This is a genomic window from Rhodoferax sp. PAMC 29310, from assembly GCF_017948265.1.
Classification (GTDB): Bacteria; Pseudomonadota; Gammaproteobacteria; order Burkholderiales; family Burkholderiaceae_C; genus Rhodoferax.
In genome coordinates this window covers 52,301-77,120 of sequence record NZ_CP072852.1, presented here as the reverse complement: position 1 = coordinate 77,120, position 24,820 = coordinate 52,301, and the positions used below count along the sequence as shown (strand labels likewise).

General features: G+C 58.1%; 22 protein-coding genes. 8 read left to right on the top strand and 14 right to left on the bottom strand.

What is annotated here, in order from left to right:
- Positions 1–2: 2 nt before the first annotated feature.
- The gene (locus J8G15_RS00405) at positions 3–1,139 is read left to right on the top strand and encodes a substrate-binding domain-containing protein (protein WP_210545163.1); all 1,137 of its coding nucleotides are present in this window, start codon (positions 3–5) and stop codon (positions 1,137–1,139) included.
- On the opposite strand, the gene J8G15_RS21950 is transcribed toward J8G15_RS00405, so the two are convergent.
- Both J8G15_RS21950 and J8G15_RS00400 read right to left on the bottom strand, forming a co-directional pair.
- Entirely contained in the window at positions 1,114–1,290 is a 177-nt protein-coding gene (locus J8G15_RS21950; protein ID WP_370627457.1) for a helix-turn-helix domain-containing protein, read from the bottom strand. The genes J8G15_RS00405 and J8G15_RS21950 overlap by 26 nt on opposite strands.
- Before the next feature lie 12 nt (positions 1,291–1,302).
- Entirely contained in the window at positions 1,303–3,042 is a 1,740-nt protein-coding gene (locus J8G15_RS00400; protein WP_370627456.1) for a sigma-54-dependent Fis family transcriptional regulator, read from the bottom strand.
- Positions 3,043–3,347: 305 nt separating this feature from the next.
- Here J8G15_RS00400 and J8G15_RS00395 point away from each other — a divergent pair, with 305 nt between their 5' ends.
- Both J8G15_RS00395 and J8G15_RS00390 read left to right on the top strand, forming a co-directional pair.
- Positions 3,348–4,868 (top strand): aldehyde dehydrogenase family protein, encoded by a 1,521-nt coding sequence (locus tag J8G15_RS00395; protein ID WP_210545161.1) that lies wholly within the window; start codon positions 3,348–3,350, stop codon positions 4,866–4,868.
- A gap of 69 nt (positions 4,869–4,937) precedes the next feature.
- Positions 4,938–5,303: a DUF779 domain-containing protein gene (locus J8G15_RS00390; RefSeq protein ID WP_210545159.1), complete on the top strand. Its 366-nt coding sequence runs from the start codon at positions 4,938–4,940 to the stop codon at positions 5,301–5,303.
- Here J8G15_RS00390 and senA read toward each other — a convergent pair.
- Positions 5,300–6,532 (bottom strand): selenoneine synthase SenA, encoded by a 1,233-nt coding sequence (senA, locus tag J8G15_RS00385; RefSeq protein ID WP_240538399.1) that lies wholly within the window; start codon positions 6,530–6,532, stop codon positions 5,300–5,302. The genes J8G15_RS00390 and senA overlap by 4 nt on opposite strands.
- Positions 6,533–6,752: 220 nt before the next feature.
- On the opposite strand from senA, the gene J8G15_RS00380 reads away from it, so the two are divergent.
- Both J8G15_RS00380 and J8G15_RS00375 read left to right on the top strand, forming a co-directional pair.
- Complete coding sequence (locus J8G15_RS00380) at positions 6,753–7,355, top strand: TRAP transporter small permease subunit (protein ID WP_210545156.1); 603 nt, start codon at positions 6,753–6,755, stop codon at positions 7,353–7,355.
- Positions 7,356–9,167 carry a TRAP transporter large permease subunit gene (locus J8G15_RS00375; protein WP_210545154.1) on the top strand — a complete coding sequence of 604 codons (1,812 nt, stop codon included), beginning with the start codon at positions 7,356–7,358 and terminating at the stop codon, positions 9,165–9,167.
- Positions 9,168–9,597: 430 nt separating this feature from the next.
- Here the strand turns inward: J8G15_RS00375 and J8G15_RS00370 are convergent, their stop codons facing one another.
- The 4 genes from J8G15_RS00370 to xseB form a co-directional block, all read right to left on the bottom strand.
- Positions 9,598–10,680 carry a TRAP transporter substrate-binding protein gene (locus tag J8G15_RS00370; RefSeq protein WP_210545152.1) on the bottom strand — a complete coding sequence of 361 codons (1,083 nt, stop codon included), beginning with the start codon at positions 10,678–10,680 and terminating at the stop codon, positions 9,598–9,600.
- A 184-nt stretch (positions 10,681–10,864) separates the two neighbouring features.
- The gene (dxs, locus tag J8G15_RS00365; protein ID WP_210545150.1) at positions 10,865–12,763 is read right to left on the bottom strand and encodes a 1-deoxy-D-xylulose-5-phosphate synthase; all 1,899 of its coding nucleotides are present in this window, start codon (positions 12,761–12,763) and stop codon (positions 10,865–10,867) included.
- Between the two features lie 96 nt (positions 12,764–12,859).
- On the bottom strand, positions 12,860–13,798 hold the full coding sequence (locus tag J8G15_RS00360) for a polyprenyl synthetase family protein (RefSeq protein ID WP_210545148.1): 939 nt from the start codon (positions 13,796–13,798) through the stop codon (positions 12,860–12,862).
- A 2-nt stretch (positions 13,799–13,800) separates the two neighbouring features.
- Complete coding sequence (xseB, locus tag J8G15_RS00355; RefSeq protein ID WP_210545146.1) at positions 13,801–14,037, bottom strand: exodeoxyribonuclease VII small subunit; 237 nt, start codon at positions 14,035–14,037, stop codon at positions 13,801–13,803.
- A gap of 346 nt (positions 14,038–14,383) precedes the next feature.
- On the opposite strand from xseB, the gene J8G15_RS00350 reads away from it, so the two are divergent.
- The 3 genes from J8G15_RS00350 to J8G15_RS00340 are packed head-to-tail and all read left to right on the top strand — an operon-like array spanning position 14,384 to position 17,333.
- The gene (locus J8G15_RS00350; RefSeq protein ID WP_304621850.1) at positions 14,384–15,538 is read left to right on the top strand and encodes an aromatic ring-hydroxylating dioxygenase subunit alpha; all 1,155 of its coding nucleotides are present in this window, start codon (positions 14,384–14,386) and stop codon (positions 15,536–15,538) included.
- A gap of 6 nt (positions 15,539–15,544) precedes the next feature.
- On the top strand, positions 15,545–16,432 hold the full coding sequence (locus J8G15_RS00345; RefSeq protein WP_210545145.1) for a DMT family transporter: 888 nt from the start codon (positions 15,545–15,547) through the stop codon (positions 16,430–16,432).
- 28 nt (positions 16,433–16,460) lie between these two features.
- The gene (locus J8G15_RS00340) at positions 16,461–17,333 is read left to right on the top strand and encodes a sulfurtransferase (protein WP_210545143.1); all 873 of its coding nucleotides are present in this window, start codon (positions 16,461–16,463) and stop codon (positions 17,331–17,333) included.
- Positions 17,334–17,351: 18 nt separating this feature from the next.
- Here the strand turns inward: J8G15_RS00340 and J8G15_RS00335 are convergent, their stop codons facing one another.
- The 7 genes from J8G15_RS00335 to J8G15_RS00305 all read right to left on the bottom strand — a co-directional run bounded on the left by J8G15_RS00335 (position 17,352) and on the right by J8G15_RS00305 (position 24,653).
- On the bottom strand, positions 17,352–18,146 hold the full coding sequence (locus J8G15_RS00335) for a ZIP family metal transporter (RefSeq protein WP_210545141.1): 795 nt from the start codon (positions 18,144–18,146) through the stop codon (positions 17,352–17,354).
- 153 nt (positions 18,147–18,299) lie between these two features.
- A complete protein-coding gene (locus tag J8G15_RS00330; RefSeq protein ID WP_210545139.1) occupies positions 18,300–19,208 on the bottom strand; it encodes a dienelactone hydrolase family protein in 909 nt (302 codons plus the stop codon).
- Between the two features lie 113 nt (positions 19,209–19,321).
- On the bottom strand, positions 19,322–19,474 hold the full coding sequence (locus J8G15_RS00325) for a DUF3149 domain-containing protein (RefSeq protein ID WP_210545138.1): 153 nt from the start codon (positions 19,472–19,474) through the stop codon (positions 19,322–19,324).
- A 169-nt stretch (positions 19,475–19,643) separates the two neighbouring features.
- The gene (locus J8G15_RS00320; RefSeq protein WP_210545136.1) at positions 19,644–19,892 is read right to left on the bottom strand and encodes a hypothetical protein; all 249 of its coding nucleotides are present in this window, start codon (positions 19,890–19,892) and stop codon (positions 19,644–19,646) included.
- A 38-nt stretch (positions 19,893–19,930) separates the two neighbouring features.
- The gene (locus tag J8G15_RS00315) at positions 19,931–20,875 is read right to left on the bottom strand and encodes a cyanophycinase (RefSeq protein WP_210545135.1); all 945 of its coding nucleotides are present in this window, start codon (positions 20,873–20,875) and stop codon (positions 19,931–19,933) included.
- A gap of 123 nt (positions 20,876–20,998) precedes the next feature.
- On the bottom strand, positions 20,999–24,148 hold the full coding sequence (locus J8G15_RS00310; RefSeq protein WP_210545133.1) for an EAL domain-containing protein: 3,150 nt from the start codon (positions 24,146–24,148) through the stop codon (positions 20,999–21,001).
- Positions 24,108–24,653 carry a hypothetical protein gene (locus tag J8G15_RS00305; RefSeq protein ID WP_210545132.1) on the bottom strand — a complete coding sequence of 182 codons (546 nt, stop codon included), beginning with the start codon at positions 24,651–24,653 and terminating at the stop codon, positions 24,108–24,110. Before J8G15_RS00305 ends, J8G15_RS00310 begins: the two co-directional genes overlap by 41 nt.
- Positions 24,654–24,820: the final 167 nt, after the last annotated feature.

The window sequence follows — 24,820 nt, the reverse complement described above, 5'->3', positions numbered from 1 at the left end:
ACGTGCATAGGCTTCAACTCCACTACACCCTCTCGCGTGACAGCAGCCCGGCGCAGGTGCGCAACCCTTTGATTGACTTGCTACAAGCCGTCAGCACGCAAGGGTCTATTTCAGGCGGGGCGCGGGCGCTGGGTTTGTCCTATCGCCATGTTTGGGGTGAACTGAAGCGCTGGGAAGGTGAGCTTGGCCATGAGTTGCTGGTGTGGGAGAAAGGTCAGTCTGCCCGCCTGAGCGAATTTGGCGCCAAGCTGATGTGGGCGGAGCGCCAGGCACAGGCCAGGCTGGCTCCACAAATTGAGGCTTTGCGTGGGGAGCTGGAGCGCAGTTTTGCCCAGGCCTTTGACGACGCCGTCCACGTGGTCACCTTGTACGCCAGCCACGACGACGCCCTTTCTGCCTTGCGCGAGCACGCCTTGCAGCCGGGTCGGGTGGCGGGTGCCACGCAACTTCACCTGGACATTCGCTTTACCGGCAGTGTGGACGCCATCCGCGCGCTCAACGAGGGACGGTGCGTGATGGCGGGTTTTCATACCCTCCAAAACACGGTCAGAAAAACGCTCACGGAACGCACCTACAAGCCATTGCTTCAACCGGGCTTGCACAAAATCATCGGTTTTTCCCAGCGCACCCAAGGCCTGATGGTGCACAAGGGAAACCCCTTGAACCTTCACTCCTTGCAGGACGTGGCCAAGCGTGAAGCACGTTACGCCAACCGCGCCCTAGGCACGGGCACCCGTGTGGTGCTGGACGAGCTATTGAGCCAAACCGAGGTCAGCGCACAGGCCATCAAGGGCTACGACCATAGCGAGCCGTCTCATGCCGCCGTGGCTCATGCCGTGGCCTCGGGCCAGCGTGACACGGGTCTGGGCATTGCGGCTGCCGCTGAGCGCGCCGGGTTGGACTTTGTGCCCCTGGCGCAGGAGCGTTACCACCTGGTATGTCTTAAGTCGGCATTGAAGCAACCCGGCATCGAGGCCTTGCTGAAACTCCTGAAAACGCCGGAATGGCAGGCCGAAGTGGCCCGTATGGCGGGCCAGTCACCCCTGCAAAGTGGCGAAGTTTTGTCGTTGAGGCGGGTGCTTCCCTGGTGGGACTACCGCCAACAAAAACAGCTTATTGAAGCGCTGCCTGCTCTTTGATTTTGCGGTAAAGCGTTTGCCGGCTGATGCCCAGTTGGCGGGCCGCTTGAGAGATGTTGCCGGTGCTGTGCAGCAAAGCTTGTTGAATGGCTTGCCGCGACAAGGCGTCCAAATTCTGAGGTGCGGCGACACGTTGGGCGGACAAAGGCATGTCATTTGACGACTAAAGCGCCTCGATCATGTCGTCAGGCAAGTGCACCTCGTCGATCCATTCGTCGTGGGTGTCCAGCATGGCGCTGGCGGTGCGCAACACGTTGGCGTACTGACGCAGATTCCCCGGCCAATCGTATTCACTGAGACGCTGGTGTAACGCGGGCGCCAATTGAATTTCGCGGCCCGGATTGAAGCTTCCCAGCATTTGCGCTGTCAACGCCGCAAAGTCGCTGCGTTCACGCAAGGCAGGCAGTTGCACGGTCAGCCCATTGATTCGGTAATACAGATCACTGCGAAAGCGCCCCTGCTCAGCATCTTCCCGCAGTTTGAAATGGGTGGCGCATACCAAGGCGAAATCAACGGCAACCGAGTGCCCGCCGCCAACAGGCGTCACCCGTCGCTCCTGCAGCACACGCAGCAGGCGGGTTTGCATGGCCAAGGGCATATCGCCAATTTCGTCCAAGAACAATGTGCCGCCATCGGCCTCACGCAGCCGGCCCAAACTGCCTTCCCGCAGTGCGCCCGTGAAGGCTCCTGGGGCGTAGCCAAATAACTCCGCCTCAATCAAATGTTCGGGCAAGGCGGCGCAATTGATGGCCACAAAGGGTTTGTCGCGGCGAGGGCCCGCGTCATGGGCTGCGCGCGCAAAAAGTTCTTTTCCTACGCCGGATGCACCCTGGATCAAAACAGGGATGGGTTTGTCCAATACCCGCCTGACCTTGTCCGCAGCAACACGCCACAAACGGTCACCGGTGTCAAATTTGCAAAGGGCATCGGCATGGCGAGTTGCCGTTGCAGCAGCCTTTGGCGACGTCGCCGACACGGTCGACAAATTCGCATAAACCTGGGCAAACAAAACGCTGCCATCACGCAGCCGAATCTGGGTGGGCTGCCCCGGTCGCCGGCGGTGACGCGTCAACAACTCCTCCAGCGCCACGTCCACCAGTCGACTCAGGGGCAAGGCATTGAGGTCGCCAGCACTCAACTGCAACATGGCCAGCGCGTTGCGGTTCGCCCCTACCAGCCAACCGTCGTCGGAAAGCGCCACAATGCCCTCGGCGACCGTGCCAATGCCTTCCAGCTGCGGATGCAAGTGCAGTCGAATGTCGCGCTTGCAACTGGCAATGACCAAGCGGTTTTCGATCATATTGGCCGCGGTGTTGACCAGCCCAAGGGTGTGCGGATGCCCTCCCCGCTGATCTCCTGAAATATCCAGAATGCCTAACAACTCTCCACGCGCCGACATGATGGGCGCGGCCGTGCAGGTGAGGAAACTGTTGCGCTCAAAAAAGTGCTCGGCACCGTGAATCGCCACCCCACTCGTTTCTGCCAGCGCCGTGCCAATGGCGTTGGTGCCCCGGTGGCCTTCGTGCCAGGACGCGCCACAGCTGAGCGCCACCTGGTCTGCCTTGCCAAGAAAATCGACATGCCCCATGGTGTGGATCAGGGTGCCATGCTGGTCGGCCAGCACGACCATGCCTTGCGCATGGCGAACCTGCTCGTACAAGTAGGCCATCACGGGGCGGGAGTGGGCCAATAACTCGTGATTCGACGCCATGGTCTGGCGCAAGGCATTGCCACTGGAGTGAGGCGTATCTACCGGACGTCCCGCGGGCAGTAGCCCTGCAGCGAGGCTGCGCTGCCAGGAACGCACCAGCCGGTCATCCAGCCCATTGCTCGCACAGTCTCCATGCTCTATGAGTTGCAGTCGCGCCTGTCGCAAGGCGGCTTCGGGAAATGAAGGTTGCACGTTGTCTCCTGGACCAGTTTTTTAGGCTCACGCTTTAGAGGTCTCTAGGCACATGGTACCTAGCTGTGAGTAACTCGGCCATCGGAAGTTTTCTACATAGCCAATGGGTCTGAGTGGACGCTCCACAACGCAACAGGTGTCACGTTTTGGAACACAGCAACTGCCTAGGGAAAGTACCGAGTCCAATTTTCAAACTCTTTTGAAATCAACAACATAGCGAACCGCCTGGTACTTGGCACGGGACTTGATACAAATCATGGCCCGCAACGGCAATTCACCACCCAAGACCAATTCGAGGACACACCATGATTTACGCAGCACCCGGCACTGCCGGCGCCAAAGTGATTTTCAAACCCAAATACGACAACTTCATTGGCGGGAAATTCGTGGCCCCGGTCAAGGGCGAGTACTTTGATGTCATCACGCCCATCAACGGCAAGCCCTACTCACAGGCCGCCCGCTCGGGCGCCGAAGACATTGAGCTGGCCCTCGACGCCGCCCACGCGGCAGCAGACGCCTGGGGTCGCACCACGCCAACGGCGCGTGCCAACATTCTGAACAAAATCGCTGATCGCATCGAAGCCAATATCGAAATGCTGGCCTATGCCGAGACCATAGACAACGGCAAGCCGATTCGCGAAACCATAAATGCTGACATTCCCCTGGCCGTGGACCACTTTCGCTACTTTGCGGGTTGTGTGCGAGCACAGGAAGGCGGCTTGAGTGATCTGGATGGCGACACTGTCGCCTACCACTTTCAGGAACCCTTGGGCGTTGTCGACCAGATCATTCCCTGGAACTTCCCCATCCTGATGGCCGCCTGGAAATTGGCACCCGCCATTGGCGCGGGCAACTGCGTGGTGCTCAAGCCCGCCGAGTCCACCCCCATCAGCCTGTTGATTCTTGCGGAATTGATTGCCGACCTGCTCCCGCCCGGCGTGCTCAACATCGTGAACGGTTATGGCCGCGAAGCTGGAATGCCGTTGGCCACCAGCAAGCGCATTGCCAAAATTGCGTTCACCGGCTCTACCAGCACAGGGCGCGTGATTGCACAGGCCGCCGCCAACAACCTGATCCCGGCCACGCTGGAGCTGGGCGGCAAGTCGCCCAACATCTTCTTTGCGGACGTCATGGACAAAGACGACAGCTTTCTGGACAAAGCCATTGAAGGCATGGTGTTGTTTGCCTTTAACCAAGGCGAGGTTTGCACCTGCCCGTCCCGCGCACTGATTCAGGAATCCATTTACGACCGTTTCATGGAACGCGTGCTCAAGCGTGTGGCCGCCATTGTGCAAGGCAACCCGCTGGATACCGACACCATGATGGGTGCGCAGGCATCCAAAGAGCAGCTGACCAAGATCATGTCCTACCTTGATCTGGGTCGCCAGGAAGGTGCAGAGGTCTTGATAGGCGGGGAGCAGGCGCACCTGGAAGGCGATCTGGCAGGCGGCTATTACGTCAAGCCCACCCTGTTCAAGGGTCACAACAAAATGCGCATCTTCCAGGAAGAGATTTTTGGACCTGTGTTGGCGGTCACAACCTTCAAAGATGAAGCCGAGGCGCTTGCACTGGCCAACGACACTCTGTACGGCTTGGGCGCCGGCGTGTGGAGCCGAAATGGCAATGTGGCCTACCGCATGGGTCGCGCCATCAAGGCCGGACGCGTCTGGACCAACTGTTACCACGCCTACCCCGCGCACGCCGCTTTTGGTGGCTACAAGGAATCCGGCGTGGGCCGCGAAAATCACAAGATGATGTTGAGCCATTACCAGCAAACCAAAAATCTATTGGTCAGCTACAGCGAAAGCAAGCTGGGATTCTTCTGATCTCGGCCCATTGAACCAAATTCGATCCCAAAGGGGCAGGCGACTGCTCCTTTTTTCAAGGAGAAACAAATGGTTGAAAAAGTGGTGGCCACGCAAGCAGCACTTGAGCTTGTTGAGTTTTTACAGAAGAAACATGGCACCGTCATGTTTCATCAAAGCGGAGGCTGCTGTGACAACAGTGCAGCCAATTGCTACCTGCCAGGCGAGATCACAATGGGTGCGGGCGATGTGTTTCTGGGTGAAATCGGCGGAGCCCAGTTCTTCATCAGTACATCGCAATACGAGACGTGGAAACACACCCAACTCATCATCGACGTGATTGACGGCCATGGCGGCACGTTTTCATTGGAGGGTCCTGAGGGCAAGGCCTTTCACACCCGATCGAGACTCTTCACCGAAGCAGAGATGGGAGAGTTGGGCCTGTCAGCCTCCTAAACCGCGCAAGACCTGAACCCGGCAAACAAGTCGTCCCTGGCAGGCAAGGCGTAATTGCGGTATTTGGGGTGCTTCATGCGGGCCCGGGTGGCGAAAGATGCGCCTCGCAAAACCTTGTGCGTCTCAAACCAGGGCTCCGAATAATCACGATAGGGGTCTGCCTCAAACCCGGGGTAACCCCGAAATGACGTGCCCATCCATTCCCAGACCTCGCCCCAGCGAAAGCCGCGTCCTGCAGCCGTGTGTGCCGCTATTTCCCATTCAACCTCGGCGGGCAAGCGCCGCCCGGCCCACCGGCACCATGCATCCGCCTCCCACCAACTCAGGTGCATCGCTGGTTGGGAACCCAACATTCGATGCGGAGTACCAAAACAGGTTTGCATGACGGCGCCACTGGCCACGCCAATCTGTTCCACATAGCGGGGCGCACGCCGCTCCCCCGCTTGAACAAAGCGCCAGCCCCTGGGGTGCCAAAACTCGGAACGGTCATAACCCCCGTCGTCCACAAACTCAACGAATTGGGCCCAAGTCACCGCTTGGGCATCAATTTCGAATTCCGGGACGGACACCTCGTGCGCGGGTCGCTCATTGTCAAAGCTAAACCCGTCCTGACCTGTCAAGCCCAGGGACCACCGGGTTGCAGGCAGCAACATCGCCTCCCGCAATATGCCAGGTCCAGGGCGGCTGATATCCAAAGGGAGGTTCAGCGTCTGAGCCATGCGGATCAGGGCTTCAGCGTGCATGTCTTCATGAAACAGCGCCAGCCGGTAGAAGTACAGGGCTTCGTCGGTGTCTGGCGCCTTTTCCAGCAACTCCAGCGTGCACTCTAAAGTTTCAAGCAAATAGGCCTTGGTCTGCGCCAAGTCTGGCAAATCCAATGACCACCGGGTGTCATGAGCGACCAATGACGAGTCCCACCAACGGTCGGCATTGACCTCGACGGACGCCAAACGGGGGGCCGAACCATTGGATTGGCGCCCCAGATGGCGGGTCAAATTGCGCGCCACCCAAGCCTCCTGAAACCACCCGATGTGACCCAACTCCCAAAGTGGCGGATTGAGCTCAGCCAACATGGGGACCGCGAAGTCATCCGAGGCCAGCGCGCGCTCAAAAAAAGACAACAAATATAGGGAGTGGTTGCGCGCGTCCATCAGCGCCAAAGACAACAGATCGCGCCCTGCCCGCCGCATACGAGGGGAGTCAATGGAGGAATGGGTAAGTGTTTGCATCAAAAAGTCCTGACCCATTGTGCAACCATCACTCAACGATCGTCAAAAACTAGGGTTTATACCTATCAAAATCTCGGTATTTACCCTAGGACTTTGACGCCAACCGTCAGGTATTTATCAGTGACAAAAGGTTAACCTAGACGGCCTACCGGACGGTACCTGTGCGGGCGCTTGGACCCGACACATCGAAGGCAAAAAAGCTCAATATTATGGAGACAGTATGACCCCATTTCTCGCCCTGTCCAGGGTGATCGACCAGATCACCACCTGGATCGGAAAATTCACCATGTGGCTGATTCTGGCCACCACGCTGATCAGCGCCGGCAACGCCATTGTCCGAAAACTATTCGGCATCGGATCAAACAGCCTTCTGGAAATTCAGTGGTACATCTTTGCCGCCGTCTTTTTACTGGGCGCCGGCTATGGCTTCCTCCGAAACTCCCACGTGCGCATTGACTTCATTGCATCCAAACTCTCAGCGCGCACACGCAACTGGATCGACGCAGTCGGCATTATTGTTGTGCTGTTTCCATTTTGTGCCCTGATGATCATCCTGAGTTGGCCTCTGTTTACCCAGGCCTACTTCAGCGGAGAAATGTCGAGCAATGCGGGCGGCCTGATCCGCTGGCCCGTTTATGCACTGGTACCCGCTGGCTTTGCCTTGCTGATGTTCCAAGGCGTCTCTGAACTCATCAAACGTATTGCGTTTCTTTTTGGTCAGGGTCCTGACGTTATTTCTCATGAAAATTCGAAATCTGACGAACAAAAACATCTAGAAGAACTTGAGGCCTTGGCCGCACGCAAATTGGCGGGAGATAACTAAATGCAGACCACCTTTCTGGCACAACAATTTGTGCCCCTTATGTTTGGCGGACTGTTCGTCCTGCTGCTGACTGGTTTTCCAGTGGCCTTCGCGCTAGCCGCGACCGGTCTGGGTTTTGGCTTTATCGGCATGGAAGCTGGGCTGATTCCGGCGTCCCTGTTTCAGGCGCTGCCACTGCGCATGTTTGGCATCATGCAAAACGACACTTTGCTGGCCATTCCGTTCTTCACCTTCATGGGCATCATTTTGGAGCGATCCGGAATGGCGGAAGATTTGCTCGAAACCGTTGGGCAGGTGTTTGGCCCCTTGCGTGGCGGTCTGGCCATTGCCGTTATTCTGGTCGGCGCCTTGCTGGCAGCGACCACCGGTGTCGTCGCCGCGGCAGTAATCTCAATGGGTTTGATTTCCCTGCCCATCATGCTTCGATACGGCTACAGCCGGGTCATCGCAACGGGGGCGATCACCGCCTCGGGAACACTGGCGCAGGCGATTCCACCGTCTCTCGTTCTGATTGTTCTGGCTGACCAGTTGGGTCGTTCTGTAGGCGACATGTACTCCGGCGCGCTGTTACCTGGCTTGTTGCTGGTGGGTCTGTACATTCTGTTCATCGTGGTCGTCGCTATTTTTCAGCCCAAACTGGTGCCAGCTTTGCCTGTTGAAGCCCGTATTTACCGGGAAAAGAATGGCAACTCCGGCCATATCTCACTACTCGCCCTGTTCGTCATTTGCGCAGCAGTCGGGTTTGGATGGGCGCACGTGCACGATGGCCTCATGACCCAGTGGCTGGAGCGCAGCATGCCATCGGCTGGAGATGAAGTGGTGATCATGTCCATGACGCTGGCATCCATCACTGGCCTGGTTCTGGCCATCTTCAACCGGGTGTCGGGCATGGGCTTGCTCTCTCGCCTGGCCGAGCAAGTCACTTTTGTCTTGATGCCACCGCTGATCCTGATCTTTCTGGTCTTGGGCACGATCTTTTTAGGTGTGGCAACACCGACCGAAGGTGGCGCGATGGGCGCGTTGGGCGCTCTGATTCTGGCCGTCGGCAAACGCCGCCTGTCATGGCCACTGTTGAACCAAGCGCTGGACAATACGGCCAAACTGGCGTCTTTCGTGCTGTTCATCCTGATCGGCTCCACCGTGTTCAGCTTCACATTCAATGCAGCTGACGGCCACATTTGGGTTGAGAGCTTGTTTCACGACATGCCAGGCGGCGGCTGGGGCTTTCTGATAGTGGTCAACATCCTGGTCTTCATTCTGGGCATGTTCATTGACTTCTTTGAGATCGCGTTCATCGTGATTCCCTTATTGGCGCCCGTGGCCGAGAAGATTTTGCCTGGACTGATTCCTGGCATGACCGCTGACCAGGCCATGATTTGGTTTGGCGTGATCATTGCCATGAACTTGCAGACTTCGTTCCTCACCCCGCCGTTTGGCTTCGCCCTGTTCTACCTACGCAGTGTGGCCGCCAAGTTCGATTACAAGGACCGGGTGACGGGCGAGGACATCAAAGCTGTGACGACCAATGAGATCTACAAAGGCTCCATCGCCTTCATCTGTCTGCAACTCATGATGATTGTGGCCATCATGATGTACCCGACGCTCGTGACGGGTAACTTCGAGAAGGAAAAGAAGCTCAGCAATGCGGACGTCATGGAGTTGTTACAAGGTGGGTTCACTGAGCCCTCTTCTTCGGACCCTATGGATGCGATGGACGATATGGGCAAAGAAGAGGTCAAACCTCTGGACCCCATGGCGGTGATGCAAGAGGCCATTGACAAGGCTGCAGCCAAGAAGGCCGCAGGGAAATAGCAGCCCTTTATGGTCAATAGAGCCCGGCCTGAGGGCGGGCTCTATCAATAAAAAACCGCGCCTTGGCGCGGTTTTTTATTGACGGAAGCAGCTTGCAAACTCATCCACCGATAGGTGGAAGGCTGTCACCTTTTCAAGACAAGAAATCCACGCTGTGCAGCGGGGTCAGATCTCTATCTCTACGTCAGTTTCAGAGCAGCCTTCCCGAGCGATCCAGTGAAACGGGCTCCGTGCCCCCGTTTAATCGTACGGTCACCCAATTCACTCCCTCCAGGCCTATCAGGTATCTATTCCCGACTCCCCAAGACGCTGAACGGCTGAGAAGACATGGGTACGCCCCGGGTCAGCCGCCTAGGCACGAAGGAGACGCTGCTTTGGGCACAAAAAAACCGCGCCTTAGCGCGGTTTTTACTATGAACGCTGAAGGCGTTTACAGTTTTTGTGACTGCATAAAGCCGTCAAAACGGGCTTCAGTGAAGCGGAACCACAAGTTCTGGTCTTTACGGAACGCAGCGTAATCGTCGTACATCTTTTTCCAGCTCGCGTTCTTGGCACTGATTTCTGCATAAAGAGCCATGGACTCTTTGAATGCCAAATCCATCACATCTTTCGGGAATGGAAGAACTTGCGTCTTGGCAGCAACCAATTCCTTCAACGCCTTAGGATTGCGGGCATCGTACTTGGCCTGCATTTCCGTGTGGGCGTACGCAGCCGCGTTCTCGATCATGGCTTTGTATTCTGGCGACAAGGAAGCGAAGGCTTTGTCATTGACGAACAAGTCCAGCTGAGGGCCGCCCTCCCACCATCCTGGGTAGTGATAGATCGGAGCAACTTTATTGAAGCCCAGCTTCTGGTCATCATAAGGTCCGACCCATTCGGCAGCGTCAATCGTGCCTTTTTCCAGGGCTTGGTAAACCTCGCCGCCAGGAATGTTTTGGGGAATGGCACCCATGCGCTCCATCACGCGGCCAGCGAAGCCGCCCAGGCGCATTTTCAGGCCTTTGATGTCCTCAACGGACTTGATTGGCTTGCGGTACCAGCCGCCCATTTGGGCACCCGTATTGCCCATGGGGAAGTTGATGATGTTGTACTTGGCGTAGAACTCGCGCGTCAGCTTGAGACCATTGCCGTCATACATCCAAGCCGTCATTTGTCGACTGTTCAATCCAAACGGAATCGCACAGGCCAAGGCAAAGGTCTCATCCTTGCCGTGGAAGTAGTACGGTGCCGTATGTGCCATTTCAACCGTGGCATTTTGCACACCGTCAACGACACCAAACGCGGGCATCAGCTCGCCGCCGGCATGCACGGTGATGATGAACTTGCCACCAGACATCTCGCCCACCCGCTTGGCGAAGGACTCGGCCGCGCCATAAATTGTGTCCAAGGCCTTCGGGAAGCTGGAAGCCAAGCGCCAACGAATAGTGGCGCCCTGAGCAAAGGCAGCGGGTGCTGCACCTGCGGCCAGCACGCCAGCGATACCAGCGTTTTTAATAACGGAACGACGATCCATTGAATTCACTCCTGAAGTTATTGGTAAACATCACGCCCTGCCAAACTTGCAGGGCGACGACTGTTGAGAGTCATTCTCTATTGTAGGAATCTGATACGCCCGCGTCCCGGGGGTTTTCCCTTGCGGGCCTGACAGTAAGCTGTCAGCGGACGTCAGCATGACCCGCGGGTGCGTTTGATGCCGCTCAGGCCACAGCCTTCAACGCTGGCAGCGAGGTATCCAAATGGGCCGCAAAGCGATTTGCCACCGACGTCTGAATCCCGCTCGCGTCCAGTCCCTGCAGAGCCAACAGCTTGGCGGGGTCGCCATGTTCAATGAACTCGTCCTGCAATCCCAACTGCAGAACGGGCTTGACGACGCCACCGGCTTGTAGCGCCTCAAGCACAGCACTGCCGGCGCCGCCCATCACAGCGCCCTCTTCCACCGTCACCAAGGCATCGTTCTCGGCGGCGACCTGCAACAGCAATACTGTGTCCAGCGGCTTCACCCATCGCATATTGACCACGGTGGCATTGAGCGCCTGCGCGGCCTCCAGCGCTGGATACAACAATGTTCCAAAGGCGAGAATGGCCACGCCCTTGCCTTGGCGTTTGACTTCCCCCTTGCCAAAGGGTAGCCCCTCAAGACTGGCTTGGGGCGCAATGCCCGCGCCCGCGCCACGGGGATAACGCACCGCCACCGGGTGATCCTGCTCAAAGGCAGTGCTGAGCAACTGCCGGCATTCGTTTTCGTCCGCGGGGCAGGCGACGCTGATGTTGGGAATGCATCGCAGGAACGGAATGTCGTAAGCACCGGCATGAGTGGCGCCGTCGGCCCCCACCAGACCGGCGCGGTCCAGTGCAAAAACGACCGGCAGGTTTTGAATTGCCACGTCATGAATCAACTGATCGTAGCCGCGTTGTAGAAAGGTCGAGTAGATCGCCACCACTGGCTTCAGCCCTTCGCAGGCCAGACCAGCGGCAAAGGTGACAGCATGTTGTTCGGCGATACCCACATCAAAGTAGCGCTGAGGAAATCGCTTCTCAAACTCCACCATGCCGGAACCTTCTCGCATGGCAGGCGTGATGCCAACCAGTCGATTGTCTTTGGCAGCCATGTCACACAGCCACTGGCCAAACACCTGAGTGAAGGTTTGCTTGCTTGGCGTCTTGGGGCTTTGCAAGCCGACGGCCGGATCAAATTTGCCGGGACCATGGTAAGCCACAGGGTCGGCCTCGGCCAATTTATAGCCTTGGCCTTTTTTGGTGACCACATGAAGGAACTGAGGGCCCTTCAAGTGGCTGATGTTTTCCAACGTCGGAATCAGGGAATCCAGGTCATGACCATCAATGGGGCCGATGTAGTTGAATCCAAACTTTTCAAACAAGGTGGCGGGCACCACCATGCCTTTGGCGGTTTCCTCGAAGCGTTTCGCCAACTCGAACAGGGGCGGTGCGCCTTTGAGAACCGTTTTGCCTGCATTCTTGGCGGCAGCGTAAAACTGGCCACTCATCAGCTTGGCCAGGTAGCGGTTCAAAGCGCCCACGGGGGGGCTGATGCTCATGTCGTTGTCATTCAGGATGACCAGCAGGTTGCAGTCCGCCACGCCGGCATTGTTCAGCGCCTCAAACGCCATGCCTGCCGTCAGCGCGCCGTCACCAATGACCGCAATGGCCCGGCGATCTTCGCCCTTGATTTTCGCGGCCAGTGCCATGCCCAGCGCGGCGGAAATGGAGGTGCTGGAGTGGGCGGTGCCAAAGTCGTCGTACTCGCTCTCGGCGCGTTGGGGAAAACCACTCAAGCCGCCCATTTGACGCAGGGAATCCATGCGGTCACGCCGACCGGTCAATATTTTGTGCGGGTAAGTTTGATGGCCCACATCCCACACCACACGGTCATGCGGCGTATTGAACACGTAGTGCAAGGCCAAGGTGAGCTCGACGGTGCCCAGGTTGGAGCTGAGGTGCCCCCCGGTTTTGGCGACACTGTTCAGCACGTAGGCTCGCAACTCGTCCGCCAACTGCGTCAATTGGCCGCGCGGCAGCAGACGCAAGGCCACGGGGTCATTGATGGTATTTAGCAGTGGGTACAAATTATTCAACATACGCTATCGTTTTAGTAGCTTCCAACGCTTGTTTTAACAGCGCTAGCAGCCAATTTCTCATAAATATCGAGGTACAAACCGTGAATCACGACTTGCTCAACTCGCGCGGTTGACGACCATGTCTGCCAGGCCTTGCAACGCGTCGGTATTTGACAACCCGCTCTCAGCCAAGGCCAAACGTGCCTGTGTCAACAATTCCTGGGCGAACGCCGCTGAGCGCTCCAACCCCATCAGCGACACATAAGTGGGCTTGTCCTGCTCGGCATCTTTCCCCGCCGTTTTTCCCAGCGTGGCAGAGTCCGCCGTCACATCCAGAATATCGTCCACGACCTGAAACGCCAATCCCATGGCCGCGCCATAGCTTTGCAGCGCTGACAAGGTCTTTGGCGATGCCTGGCCACAAGCCGCGCCCATCATGACACTGGCTTCCAGCAAAGCGCCAGTTTTGAGGCGGTGCATTTCACGCAACTGGTTTTCCGTCAAATTCACGCCGACGCTGGCCAAATCAATGGCTTGCCCACCCGCCATGCCACCGCTGCCCGCGGCGCGAGCCAACAAGCGGCACAGCAAGGCTTGTCGTTCGCCGGCCATGGTCGCGCTTTCCGGAGTCAACAACTCAAACGCCAAGGCCTGCAAGGCGTCGCCGGCCAGCAGGGCGCTGGCTTCGCCAAACTTCACATGCACCGTGGGCTTGCCCCGGCGCAGCACATCGTTGTCCATGCAAGGCATATCGTCATGGACCAGGGAATAGGCATGAATCAGTTCCACCGCGCACGCGGCACGCATGGCCGACTCGGCATCGTGACTGGCCAGTGGCGCATCGCCACACACCGCCTCCCACGCGGCCATGACGAGCAAGGGGCGCAAGCGCTTGCCGCCATCCAGCACGGCATAACGCATGGCCTCTACCAACGCCGCGGGCGCCCCGTGGTCCACGCCCACTGGCGCATCTGCCGTTACCCATTGATTCAAGGCCTGCTCGACACGCACCAATTGCGCGGCGTTCCAGGCCGTCAGGTCAAAAACCGTTGCCATCTTTACTCAGGTGTCCATGTTTTGAGTGGGCCTTGGTCCAATACCTTGATCTGCCCCTCCACAGCTTCCAACTGGTCGCGACAGTACTTCAGCAGCGTGGCGCCACGCTGGTATTGCGTGAGAAGCTGTGCCAGCGGCATGTCGCCCGATTCCAGCCGCGCCAGCAACTGCTCTAACTCTTCCAGGGCCGCTTCATAGCTGGCCGGAGCATTGGACGGGGGTTTAGCAGCAGTGGCCATGGGGCAATCACATCCTTCAGTCGAAACCCGGATTTTAGGCGCTGGGGGGTCATCCTCTCCAAATTAACCCCATAAACCAGGCGTCAACCGGCCGCATAGCGCGACAGCGGGGTCGCGGACACAGCTCAAAACACAAAAACGCGTTCCACGGGGCTCCCCTCCAAAGCCCATGCTTGATGGAGACTAAGGGGTCGGAACCGGCAAAAACACCCAGCAGTTAGAATAGATATCCCGGCAGCTCTCGAGGTAGCTGCCCTTCAAGCCCCTCACTGAGGGGTTTTTTGCATCCTAGAAGGACCGAGTTGTGCAACATCTGTGCAAAAACCACTCTGCAGAGAGTGACGACATGCTCGCAAACGTAATATCCATGCGGCATCCGGCGAAGTTAGTCAACGCCACGACCCAGCTTCCCGTTTCAAGTTATTTTGACGAGGCGCTTTACAAGCGCGAGATGGCCACCCTCTTTGAGCTCGGGCCACGCTATGTGGGGCATGCCCTCAGTGTGCCAAATGTGGGCGATTACGCCGCCCTGCCGCAAGAAGGTGAAGGGCGAGCGCTGGTGCGCACCCCTGGGGGGATTGAGCTCATCTCTAACGTCTGCCGCCACCGTCAGGCGCTGATGTTGCGCGGACGTGGCTCAGTGAACCACACCGGCGCCGGCACGGCCGGTGGCAACATCGTGTGCCCGCTGCACCGCTGGACCTACAGCGGCAGTGGACCCAATCCGGTAGGCACGCTGATTGGCGCGCCGCACTTTGCCAACGATCCGTGTCTGAACCTGAACAACTATCCGTTGCGTGAATGGAACGGGCTGCTGTTTGAAAACAACGGCCGCGACATTGACGCCGATCTGGCGGATATGGGCCCACGCGCCGACCTCGACTTCACTGGCTTCGTGCTGGACAAGGTCGAGATGCACGAGTGCAACTACAACTGGAAAACCTTTATTGAGGTTTATCTGGAGGACTATCACGTCGGGCCCTTTCACCCGGGTCTGGGTGGTTTCGTTTCCTGCGACGACCTGCGCTGGGAATTCAAAGACCACTATTCGGTGCAAACCGTCGGTGCGGCAGATCAGAGCGGCCCGGCAGGCAGTCCGGTCTATCAGCGCTGGCAAAACGCCTTGAGTGACTACCGGGGCGGCGAGCCCCCCAAGCAAGGTGCGATCTGGCTCACCTACTACCCCCACATCATGGTGGAGTGGTACCCGCATGTGCTGACCGTGTCCACCCTGCACCCCATGGGGCCGAACAAGACCATGAACATGGTCGAGTTCTACTACCCGGAAGACATCGCCGCTTTTGAGCGTGAATTTGTGGAGGCCCAGCAAGCGGCTTACATGGAAACCTGCATCGAAGACGACGAGATCGGTGAACGCATGGATGCTGGCCGGAAAGCCCTGCTGGCGCGGGGTGACAACGAAGTCGGACCCTACCAAAGCCCCATGGAAGACGGCATGCAGCACTTTCACGACTGGTACCGCCGACAGATGCGGAGTTAACACAGCATGCAAGCACTCTGGATGGTGTTGGCCGCCTTCTTTTTTGCCACCATGGCAGTAGGCATCAAGGTGGCTTCAGGTAGCTTTAGCACCTTTGAGCTCGTCTTTTACCGTGGCATCGTCAGTGTGATCTTCATGGGCTTTGTACTGAGAGCCCGTGGCACCACGCTGGCCACCACCGTCCCCATGATGCATGCCTGGCGCGCACTGATTGGCGTTCTGTCTTTGAGTGCCTGGTTTTACGCCATTGCCCACCTGCCACTGGCCACCGCCATGACCCTCAATTACATGAGTGGCGTCTGGGTGGCCGCCTTCATCGTTGGTGGCGCTGTCTTGTACGGCCACCCGGAGCGCCAGGGGCCCTTGCTTGCCAGCGTGCTGGCCAGCTTTGCGGGGGTGATCATGATCTTGCGCCCCACGCTGGACCAAAACCAATTGTTTGCCGGCTTGGTCGGCCTGCTGTCTGGCATGGGCGCGGCCTTGGCTTATCTGCAGGTCACCGCCTTGGGGAAGCTGGGCGAGCCCGAGGCACGCACCGTGTTTTACTTTGCGCTTTGCACCGCCGCGGTCGGTCTGGCGTCCACCTTGATTGACGGATTTACGCCCTGGGCGCAAGTCACTTGGCAGGCCGCTGCCTGGTTGGTGCCCATTGGCGTGCTCGCCTCTCTGGGCCAATGGTGCATGACGCGCGCCTACAGTCGTGGTCCCACCATGCTGGTGGCCAACCTGCAGTACTCCGGCATTGTGTTTGCCGCCATCTATGGTTTGATCTTGTTTGGCGACCAGATTGCGCTGGTGGGCTGGGCGGGCATTGCGCTGATCGTGAGCAGCGGGCTGGTTGCGACCGTGCTGCGCTCTCGCATGGCTTTGACGGCCCCGGCCCAAGACCCCTGATCTATTTCCCTTCAACTGAAAGCTGGCGATGTACACCACCCTGATCTCCGCACATCAACTTCAAACCTTGTTCGGCAGCGCCCAGCCGCCAATGGTGTTTGACTGCAGCTTTGAGCTAATGCAAGCCGGTGCGGGGGACCTGCAGTACCTGCAGGCCCACATTCCCGGTGCTGTGCGGGCGGACCTGGATCGCCACCTCAGCGCCGCCAAATCTGCCTCCGACGCTGCATCCGGTGGTCGTCACCCCCTGCCCTCACGGGCCACATTTGCGGCGTGGCTCGATCACATTGGACTAACCCCCGCCCTGCAAGTGGTTGTGTATGACCGCCAAGGTGTCAATTACTGCGGCCGCTTGTGGTGGATGCTGAAATGGATGGGCCATGACAAAGTGGCCGTACTGGACGGCGGCCTGCAAGCCTGGCAAGCGCTAGGCGGCCCTACCGACAGCGCGACCGAGCTGGACTTGACGGCAATCAAATTCAACGAAAATATGCCTCTGGCCCCCGAAAATACTGCGCTAGCAACTACCAATACGATAGCAGTCAATCTACAAAAATCGACTCAGACCTTGATCGACGCTCGGGGCGCGCCGCGGTACCGAGGCGAGGTCGAGCCGCTGGACCCCGTGGCCGGTCACATTCCGGGTGCGCTAAATCGGCCTTTCTCGCTCAACTTCAATGCAGACGGCACATTCAAATCCGCATCTGACTTGCGTGCCGAGTTTGAGACCCTGCTGGACGGTCGCGACCCTGCAACAGTGGTGCATCACTGCGGCAGTGGGGTCAGCGCCGTGCCCAACATCATCGCCATGGAGGTAGCCGGCTTGGGTAAAACCGCGCTGTATGCAGGCAGCTGGAGCGAATGGTGCAGCGACCCGAGCCGCCCTGTCGCCAAGGGCTAGGCCCGCCAGGACCGGGGCTTAGTGCGCCAGCCGGCTGACCACAGTCACCAGGCCAATCCCCGTCATCAGCCAGACAATTTGGGCGGCGGTTTCTCGGGCGCTTAATCGCTTTTGCAGCTGGGGAATCAAGTCGGCCAGGGCCACATAGACAAAGCTGCTGCTGGCAATGACCAAAAAGTAGGGCAGATAGTCATGCAACTGGTCCACCAGCCAATAGCCAAGCAAACCACCCAGCGCGGTCACGGCGCCGGCGAGTGAGACTTTGACCAAGGCCATTTTCTTGTTGTTGGTGCCCGTTCTCAGCACCATCAAATCCCCCATGTGGTGAGGAACTTCGTGGGCCAACACCGCCAATGACGCGATGACACCCAGGCGCATGTCCGCCATAAAGGCGGACGCAATAAGGACTCCGTCACCAAAACAATGCACGCTGTCGCCCGTCAACACCGCCCAGCTGCCGGCCTTGGGAACATGAGAATGCCCGTGGCCATGTGCATGATCATGTGAAGCGTGGGCATCCACCACATCCCCGTGGTGGTGCTCATGGCCGTGGTGCCACAACTCGGCCTTATCGAGCAGAAAAAAGAAAACCAAGCCGATGAGCAAGGTCAGAAACAAGTCGTCTGCACCGGACTGGCTTTCGAAGGCCTCGGGCAGAAGGTGCATGAAAGCGGTGGCCAGCAAGGCACCGGCCGCCATGCTCAGCATGTGCTGCGTGTACTTGGCCAGCACCCCAAACCCCAACAAGGCAGCCAGCCAAACGCTGCCAATACCGGCCAGCAGGGTGCCGGTCAAAATTGCGACTAAAACCATAGCAGATACCGATGAGTGGATGGGAGAGAAAGCACGGTTGACGCCTCAATTTTCAAGCCCATGATTGTGAGGCAGGAATCTGGCAATTGATGGGCCGACTCACAAATAACAAGGCCGCCCGACGGCGGCCTTGTTATTTTGATCAATACAGGATCACATCACGCCGTTCGACTTGAACCACGCCAAGGCTCGCTTGAACCCATCTTCGGCGGCGTCCTTGCGGTAACTGGCCCGGTAATCGGCATTAAAGGCGTGCGGTGCATCACGGTAAACCACAAACTCGCTGCCTTTGGCAGCTTTGTTACCCTTTACGCCCGCTTCAACCAGTGCTTCTTTCATTTGGTTCACGGTCGTCAGCGGAATGCCTCCGTCCTCACCACCATAGAGCCCCAGCACGGGCGCCTTCAATTGGCCCGCCAGCTCTACAGGGTGCTTGGGCGTCAAAGGGGATGCAGCGCCGACTAAACGCCCATACCACGCCACACCTGCCTTCACGGGGCCGTGAGCCGCGTACAGCCAGGTGATCCGCCCGCCCCAGCAAAACCCGGTAATTGCCACCTTGGCCAAGTTGCCACCATGGGCACCCGCCCATTGAACCGCGCCGTCCAGATCAGCCATGACCTGCGCATCTGGCACTTTGGCCACGACTTCGGACATCAATTTGCTAATCTCGCCATATTGGCTAGGGTCACCTTGACGGGCGTACAACTCTGGCGCAATCGCCAAATAGCCAGCCTTGGCAAAACGCCGGCAGACATCTGCAATGTGGGCGTGCACGCCAAAAATCTCCTGGATCACCAGCACCACGGGCAGATTTTTCTTGCCCGCCGGGGCCGCGAAATACATCGGTACTTTGAAGCCATTGACTTCGAAATTAACTTCGCCGACGTTCAGGCCATCACTTGGAGTGTTGATGGCGGTTTGCGCGACGATAGGCATCGCGGCAGCCGCATACCCAACGCCCAGTGCGGTTTTAAGGGCCGTTCTCCGGGAAGGGCCCTCTGAAGTGGTTTGGCCTGGCAGCAGGCTGTTGAATTCGGTCGCAAGATCGCTATTTAACAAATCATTCCCCTAGAAAAGTTGAAATTGACACAATCTTTTAGTCTAGCCGCGGCATCAAAACCGCCGCCCTTTTAAAGGCTTTAGAGGCGCAAATTGTCGCAGGCACCTCTTTTTCACCGGTCTGGCAAGCCAGCCGCTTTCGCATCTTCGTCAATCTTGCGCATGAAATAACGGACGAACCAAACGCCCATACCAATCATGAACGTGAGACCTGCCACCGTCATCAGGCCATAGTCCGTGGAAAACAGGTCGGACAACGCTTTCATAAGAACCCCCTTGCTTGTATTGGATTACAGCAGCGCTTCATGCGCTGACCTCTGCACTATCATCCCCAAGCGATCAGGCCACCGTGACCTGGATCAAGAACTGGCCGATCACCGGCGGGTTCGCCACCTATTGGGCGAGATCACAGGGTGGTGGCACTGGCTCGCCCCGTCAGTGGGCGTGTTTCATGCCGCAGGTTTTTCCAATAGCCAAGCCGCGACAGGCGGCTTGAAGGGCCTGTTCGCACACATTTTCTTTTTCACCCGAAGCCAGACACTTGGCCGCGTTGTTGTGTGCGCTGGCCATGGCTTGATGACGGGCGATATCGACCTCCCGTTCCTTGTCACCGTGCTCGGTGGCCGCTATCGAAACAGTAGCTGCTTGCGCAACAATGATAAGGAGAGAAAGCACTATTTTCATCAAAATCATCTTTCAAAAAATACCAAGAAAATTCACCATCAACCGCGAATGGGCCCGGGCGCCACCAGTTCAGCAATGGCGCTGCGCAATGACCTAGGTAGGCGGCTGCTCCCGCTGGTTTCGTCCACAACGCTGCTGTAGCGGTTGCCCGCAGGCAGCACATGCAGGGTAACTCCCAGCATCTCCAGATGTTCGCTCGCAGCGGCCGCGCCAAAATTCGAACGCATGCGCCGGCCATCGATCAATGTGACCACCCCTTTGCCGACAACCTCGACGCCGGTGCCGCGCTCAATGATCAGGGCGGTGTCTTCATCAATACCCACCCCCAACAGGTCCGGGCGCTGGGCCAGCACCGACATTAACCGGCCCAGACGGCGGCGCTCTGAGAAGTGTTGATCGATGATCGCGTTCGGAACAAAGCCCAGCCCTTCCTCCAATACCGCGGCATCTTTTTTGGGCAACACTGGCGTGCCCCCCTCGGCCAACATGATGTGTGACATCACAGCCGCACCGGCACTCGTGCCGCCAATGCAGCAGCGACGCAGGTGAAAGGCGGTGTGCATGGCCCGTTCTGCCTCGGTATTCGAAAGTCGCTCCATCAAACGGCGCTGATCTCCACCGCTCATGAAAATGCCATCAGCACTCAAAATCCGGTTGACGGTGTCGGCCGAGTTTGCATCTTCCTGGGTGTAAATGGGCAGGTGGGTTGTTTGGGTCGCGCCCATTTCCCGAAACACCTGGTCGTATCCACGCCATGCCGCTGGTTGATCAGAACTGGCTGCGGTCAGCACCAATATATTCGCGTTTTCCCCGCCACAAAGTGACAGAAATCGGCGCAGGATAATTTTGTCTTTCAGGCGATCTTCGGCCCCGCCAACGACCACCAGACGGCCCGGACGCGGCGCCAAGGCCACAGCGGGAAGAGAAAGTGCAGTTGCACTGAACGCCAGCAATTGACGGCGATTAAATGAAGAAAGAGACATGTGAAATCAAAATGAGGCAAGAGAGGCAGAAAGGGTCGAACGAAAGCGAACGACGCAGGCTCTCCAGTGGACCGGTAGGATACGACACTTTGATGAAAGTTCCCCCGGCAAACCAATAGTCAATCATGGTAGCGACTGCAAATCCTGCATCAGGGCGTTTAGCTCGGTTTGCAGGCCATTGCGCAGTGCGTACAGGGCGGGTAGGCGGTTCAAAGCGTGAGCCCGGTCCAGGCTCCCCACCAGCTCTCGGGAGAGTTGGTGTAGTTCCTGGTGCATGGCATCAATCCGCTGAAAACGCTGATGCACGCCATATCGCTGACGCCCACCGGTATCAATCCATTGACCCAATTGGCATTGATGCACATCCATCGGCGGGGGGGTCATGCGCGCGCCTCTCAGGTAAGCCTCGACGCCAATCACCCAAGCCCGCAGTTCGGCCCTGACGAACAATAACGGCAAGGCCTCTCGCCCCACTGGAGGCCGATTCAGCCACGCCGCGTCGGGGCGCCACGCGGCACACCAGGCCGGAACGTTTTCCGCCGCCATGGGCCGGGCAATTCCATAGCCCTGCGCCAACTCACAACCCAATTGAAGCAGCATCACACCATGCGCCACGGTCTCCACCCCTTCGGCAATGACCTCCCGCCGGAACGCACTGGCCAGACCAATCACGCCCTGCAAAATGGCCAGATCATCCGGGTCGTCAAGCATGTCACGCACAAAACTCTGATCGATCTTGAGCAGGGTGACGGGCAGGCGCTTGAGGTACGTCAATGACGAATACCCGGTGCCAAAATCATCCAGGGCAAACTTGACACCAATGGCCCGACAGGCCTCAATCACGTGGGACACCAGCGCCACATCCTCCAATGCACTGGTTTCCAGCACCTCCAGCTCCAAGTCACCCGGCACAACCGATGGACAGGCCCATAGCAAGGCCTGGAGTCTTTCCGAGAAATTGGGCTGCTGCAACTGGCGGGCCCCAATGTTGACGCTCACGGGCAGGTGCAACCCGGCCCGTTGCCAGCTCGCCACTTGTGCCAACGCCGTGCGAATCACCCACTCCCCCAAATCGATCGCCAGAGGGTGGTCCTCGATGAGCGGTAGAAACAAGGCCGGCGCCAACAGCCCTTTTTCCGGGTGCTGCCACCGAACCAACGCTTCCACGCCAATGATCTGTCCGGTGCGAAGGTTCACCTTGGGCTGATAGTGAAGAACCAACTCGCCGTCTGCAATCGCACGCCCAATGCGGTCCAGGCTATCGTGGTGCCCCCGCACACTGCGGTCCTCATCGGCATCGAAGGCAAAGTAGCGATTGCGCCCTGCCAATTTCGCCTGGTACATGGCCTGATCGGCCTGTCGCAGCAACTGATCCGCATCGACCTCTCCCATTTGCGGATAAAACGTCACGCCCAGACTGGCTGAAACTTGTACCGTACCGTCCGCCACCGCAACCGGCTGCGCAGCAGCGGCCAACAACCGGGTCAACATGGGTTCGCAGGCGGCCACGTCGGCCAAGTCCACCAGCACCGCCACAAACTCGTCGCCACCCAGGCGAGCCAAAGTGTCACCCTCACGCAAGGTCTGCCGCATCAGTTCGGACAGCACCACGAGAACCTGATCGCCCACATCATGGCCATGGACATCGTTGATGGCCTTGAAGCCGTCCAGATCAAGATACGCCACCGCCAGCAATTGCCCCCGGCGCTGGGCCTGTGCCAGACCTTGGTGCAAACGGTCGGCCAGCAACACCCGGTTGGGCAGGTTGGTCAGCGCGTCATAGTGGGCAATGTGCTCCAACTGAGCCTGATGCTGCTTGAGTGCCGTGATGTCAGAGAACAGGGCCACATATTGTTCGACGCCACCATGGTTGCCACGCACCGCATTGATCGTCAGCATGACCGCATAGGGCTCGCCATGTTTGTGCCGGTTCCAGATCTCGCCGTGCCAATGGCCTTGATCAAGCAAGTCGCGCCACATCGCGGTGTAGAAGGCCCTGTTGTGGCGGCCCGAATTCAGCAGGCTGGTGCGCTGGCCCAGGGCTTCTTCCCGGCTATAGCCGGTGATCCGGGTGAACGCTTCATTCACATCAATGATGGTTCCGTCTGCTTCGGTGATCGTGATGGCCTCGCTGGTGTGCGTGAAAACACTGGCGGCCAGACGCAGCTTTTCCTCTATGGCCTTGCGCTCTGTGACGTCAACATAGCTGGACAAAAATCCGCCGCCGGGCAATGGCAAGCCGCGAATCTCCAGCACCCGCCCATTGGTGAACTCTCGCTCAATGAGATAGGGCTCGCCACTGCGAGTCAAGACCATTCGATCTGCCAACAGTTGTTCAGGGTCACCCGGGCCGTAGTCGCCCCGCAAGACGTTGTGACGGATGATGTCTTCAAATAGAACAACTCTCCCAGCCAACACATGGTCCGGCAAGGCCTGCAACTGCTGGAACTTGGCGTTGCGCACAATGACGCGCATCTCTTCGTCCACCATCGTGACGCCGCCCGGGAAGTAGTTCACGATCACATTCAAGACATCGTTTTGTCGACGCAACTCCTTCGCCTGCTCGGCCAGCATGGTCTGATTGCCACGCAAGATCTCCCGCATCATCGAGTGTGCCTTGGCAAGTTGCCCGATCTCCAGCACATTGCTCTCCACCGGGGCGGCCTCTTGAAAGTCCAGCTGCCCTATTTTGTTGTTCGCTGCCGCCAAGGCCTCCAATGGAAGCGTCAAGCGCTTGATTTGAGTTTTCACGACCCAGGCCGTGACACCCAGCAACAACAAGAGTGCAACCGCCAGCGCGGTCAGAATCGGTCGCCAATTGGGCGAAAAATCAGTTTCTGGTGCCAGTGTGAGCACCCAAAACCGCTGTGCCCCCAGTTGATAGGGCTGAATGGTCACGAGCCACGCCTGCGCGCCTGAAGCAAACTCAAATACACCTGACGTATTCCGCCCATGAGATCGCCACGCCGCCAGCGCCGCATTCACGGGGACCAATGACAACTCAGACACGGGTTTAAGGATGAGTGCCTTCCATGTGGCATCGTCAACACCTGCCGGTCGGGCCGGTAATGCGAGTACGCGCTCGTCGTCAGTCATCACCAGCGCCATGCCGGTTTTTCCCACCTTGGCATTCAGCGTGCTGTAGGACAGATCACTGAGTTTCAGGTCCAGGCCAATCACCAAACTGCGGCCATCCACCAGCGGCATGCCCAGCGAAGCCGTGATACCCGGGTCACCCGTCGTGAAGAACACGTAGGGTGCGGTCCAACCCATGAGCCCCGTCGTGGCGCCAGCCACGACGGGGCTGAAACCAGGGGCGTCGACGCGGGTCGTAGTCTTGCTCGCGCCACTCACGTGACAAACTACCGTCGGCGCGGCGGTCAATTAACAGGTGTCGATGACCCCAGCGCGGCACATCCGTCATCCGGTTGCGCCAGGTCCCATCCGTTTGCTGCAGCAGCAACCAACCCTGCCCCGTGGAGGTTCCCGCCACCACCGATGTAATTTGGGGCGATTTTTCCAACACGGGCTGAAACAAACGATTGAAAGCCACCGGTGACGCCAGATCAGGCGCTTCACCAGCCAACCAAAGTTGACTCATTTCGAGCAGTGCCACCGGGGGTTCGAAAGCGGCATTCAAATCGGATTCAACTCGAATCCGGGCGTGATCAAAATGGTCTTGCGCAATCTGCCTTGCCATCGGAAACAAGCTGAACGCAACAAAACAGGCGGCCACGATGAAAGTAGTCGCGGTAACAAGACCGATCACTAGCGTCAAGCTAAGCTGCCGCAAGGAAGCCGGATGTGAAGAACCTGAATCCATGCAAACCTGAGGATAAACCAAAAACCTTGTTGACAAATACGACCGGGTTACGAGCGTCCGGCTTCTCCGTTTGAGCAGCAATAGATGCCATGACTGCGAAATTCTTGTTCACGATCAATTGA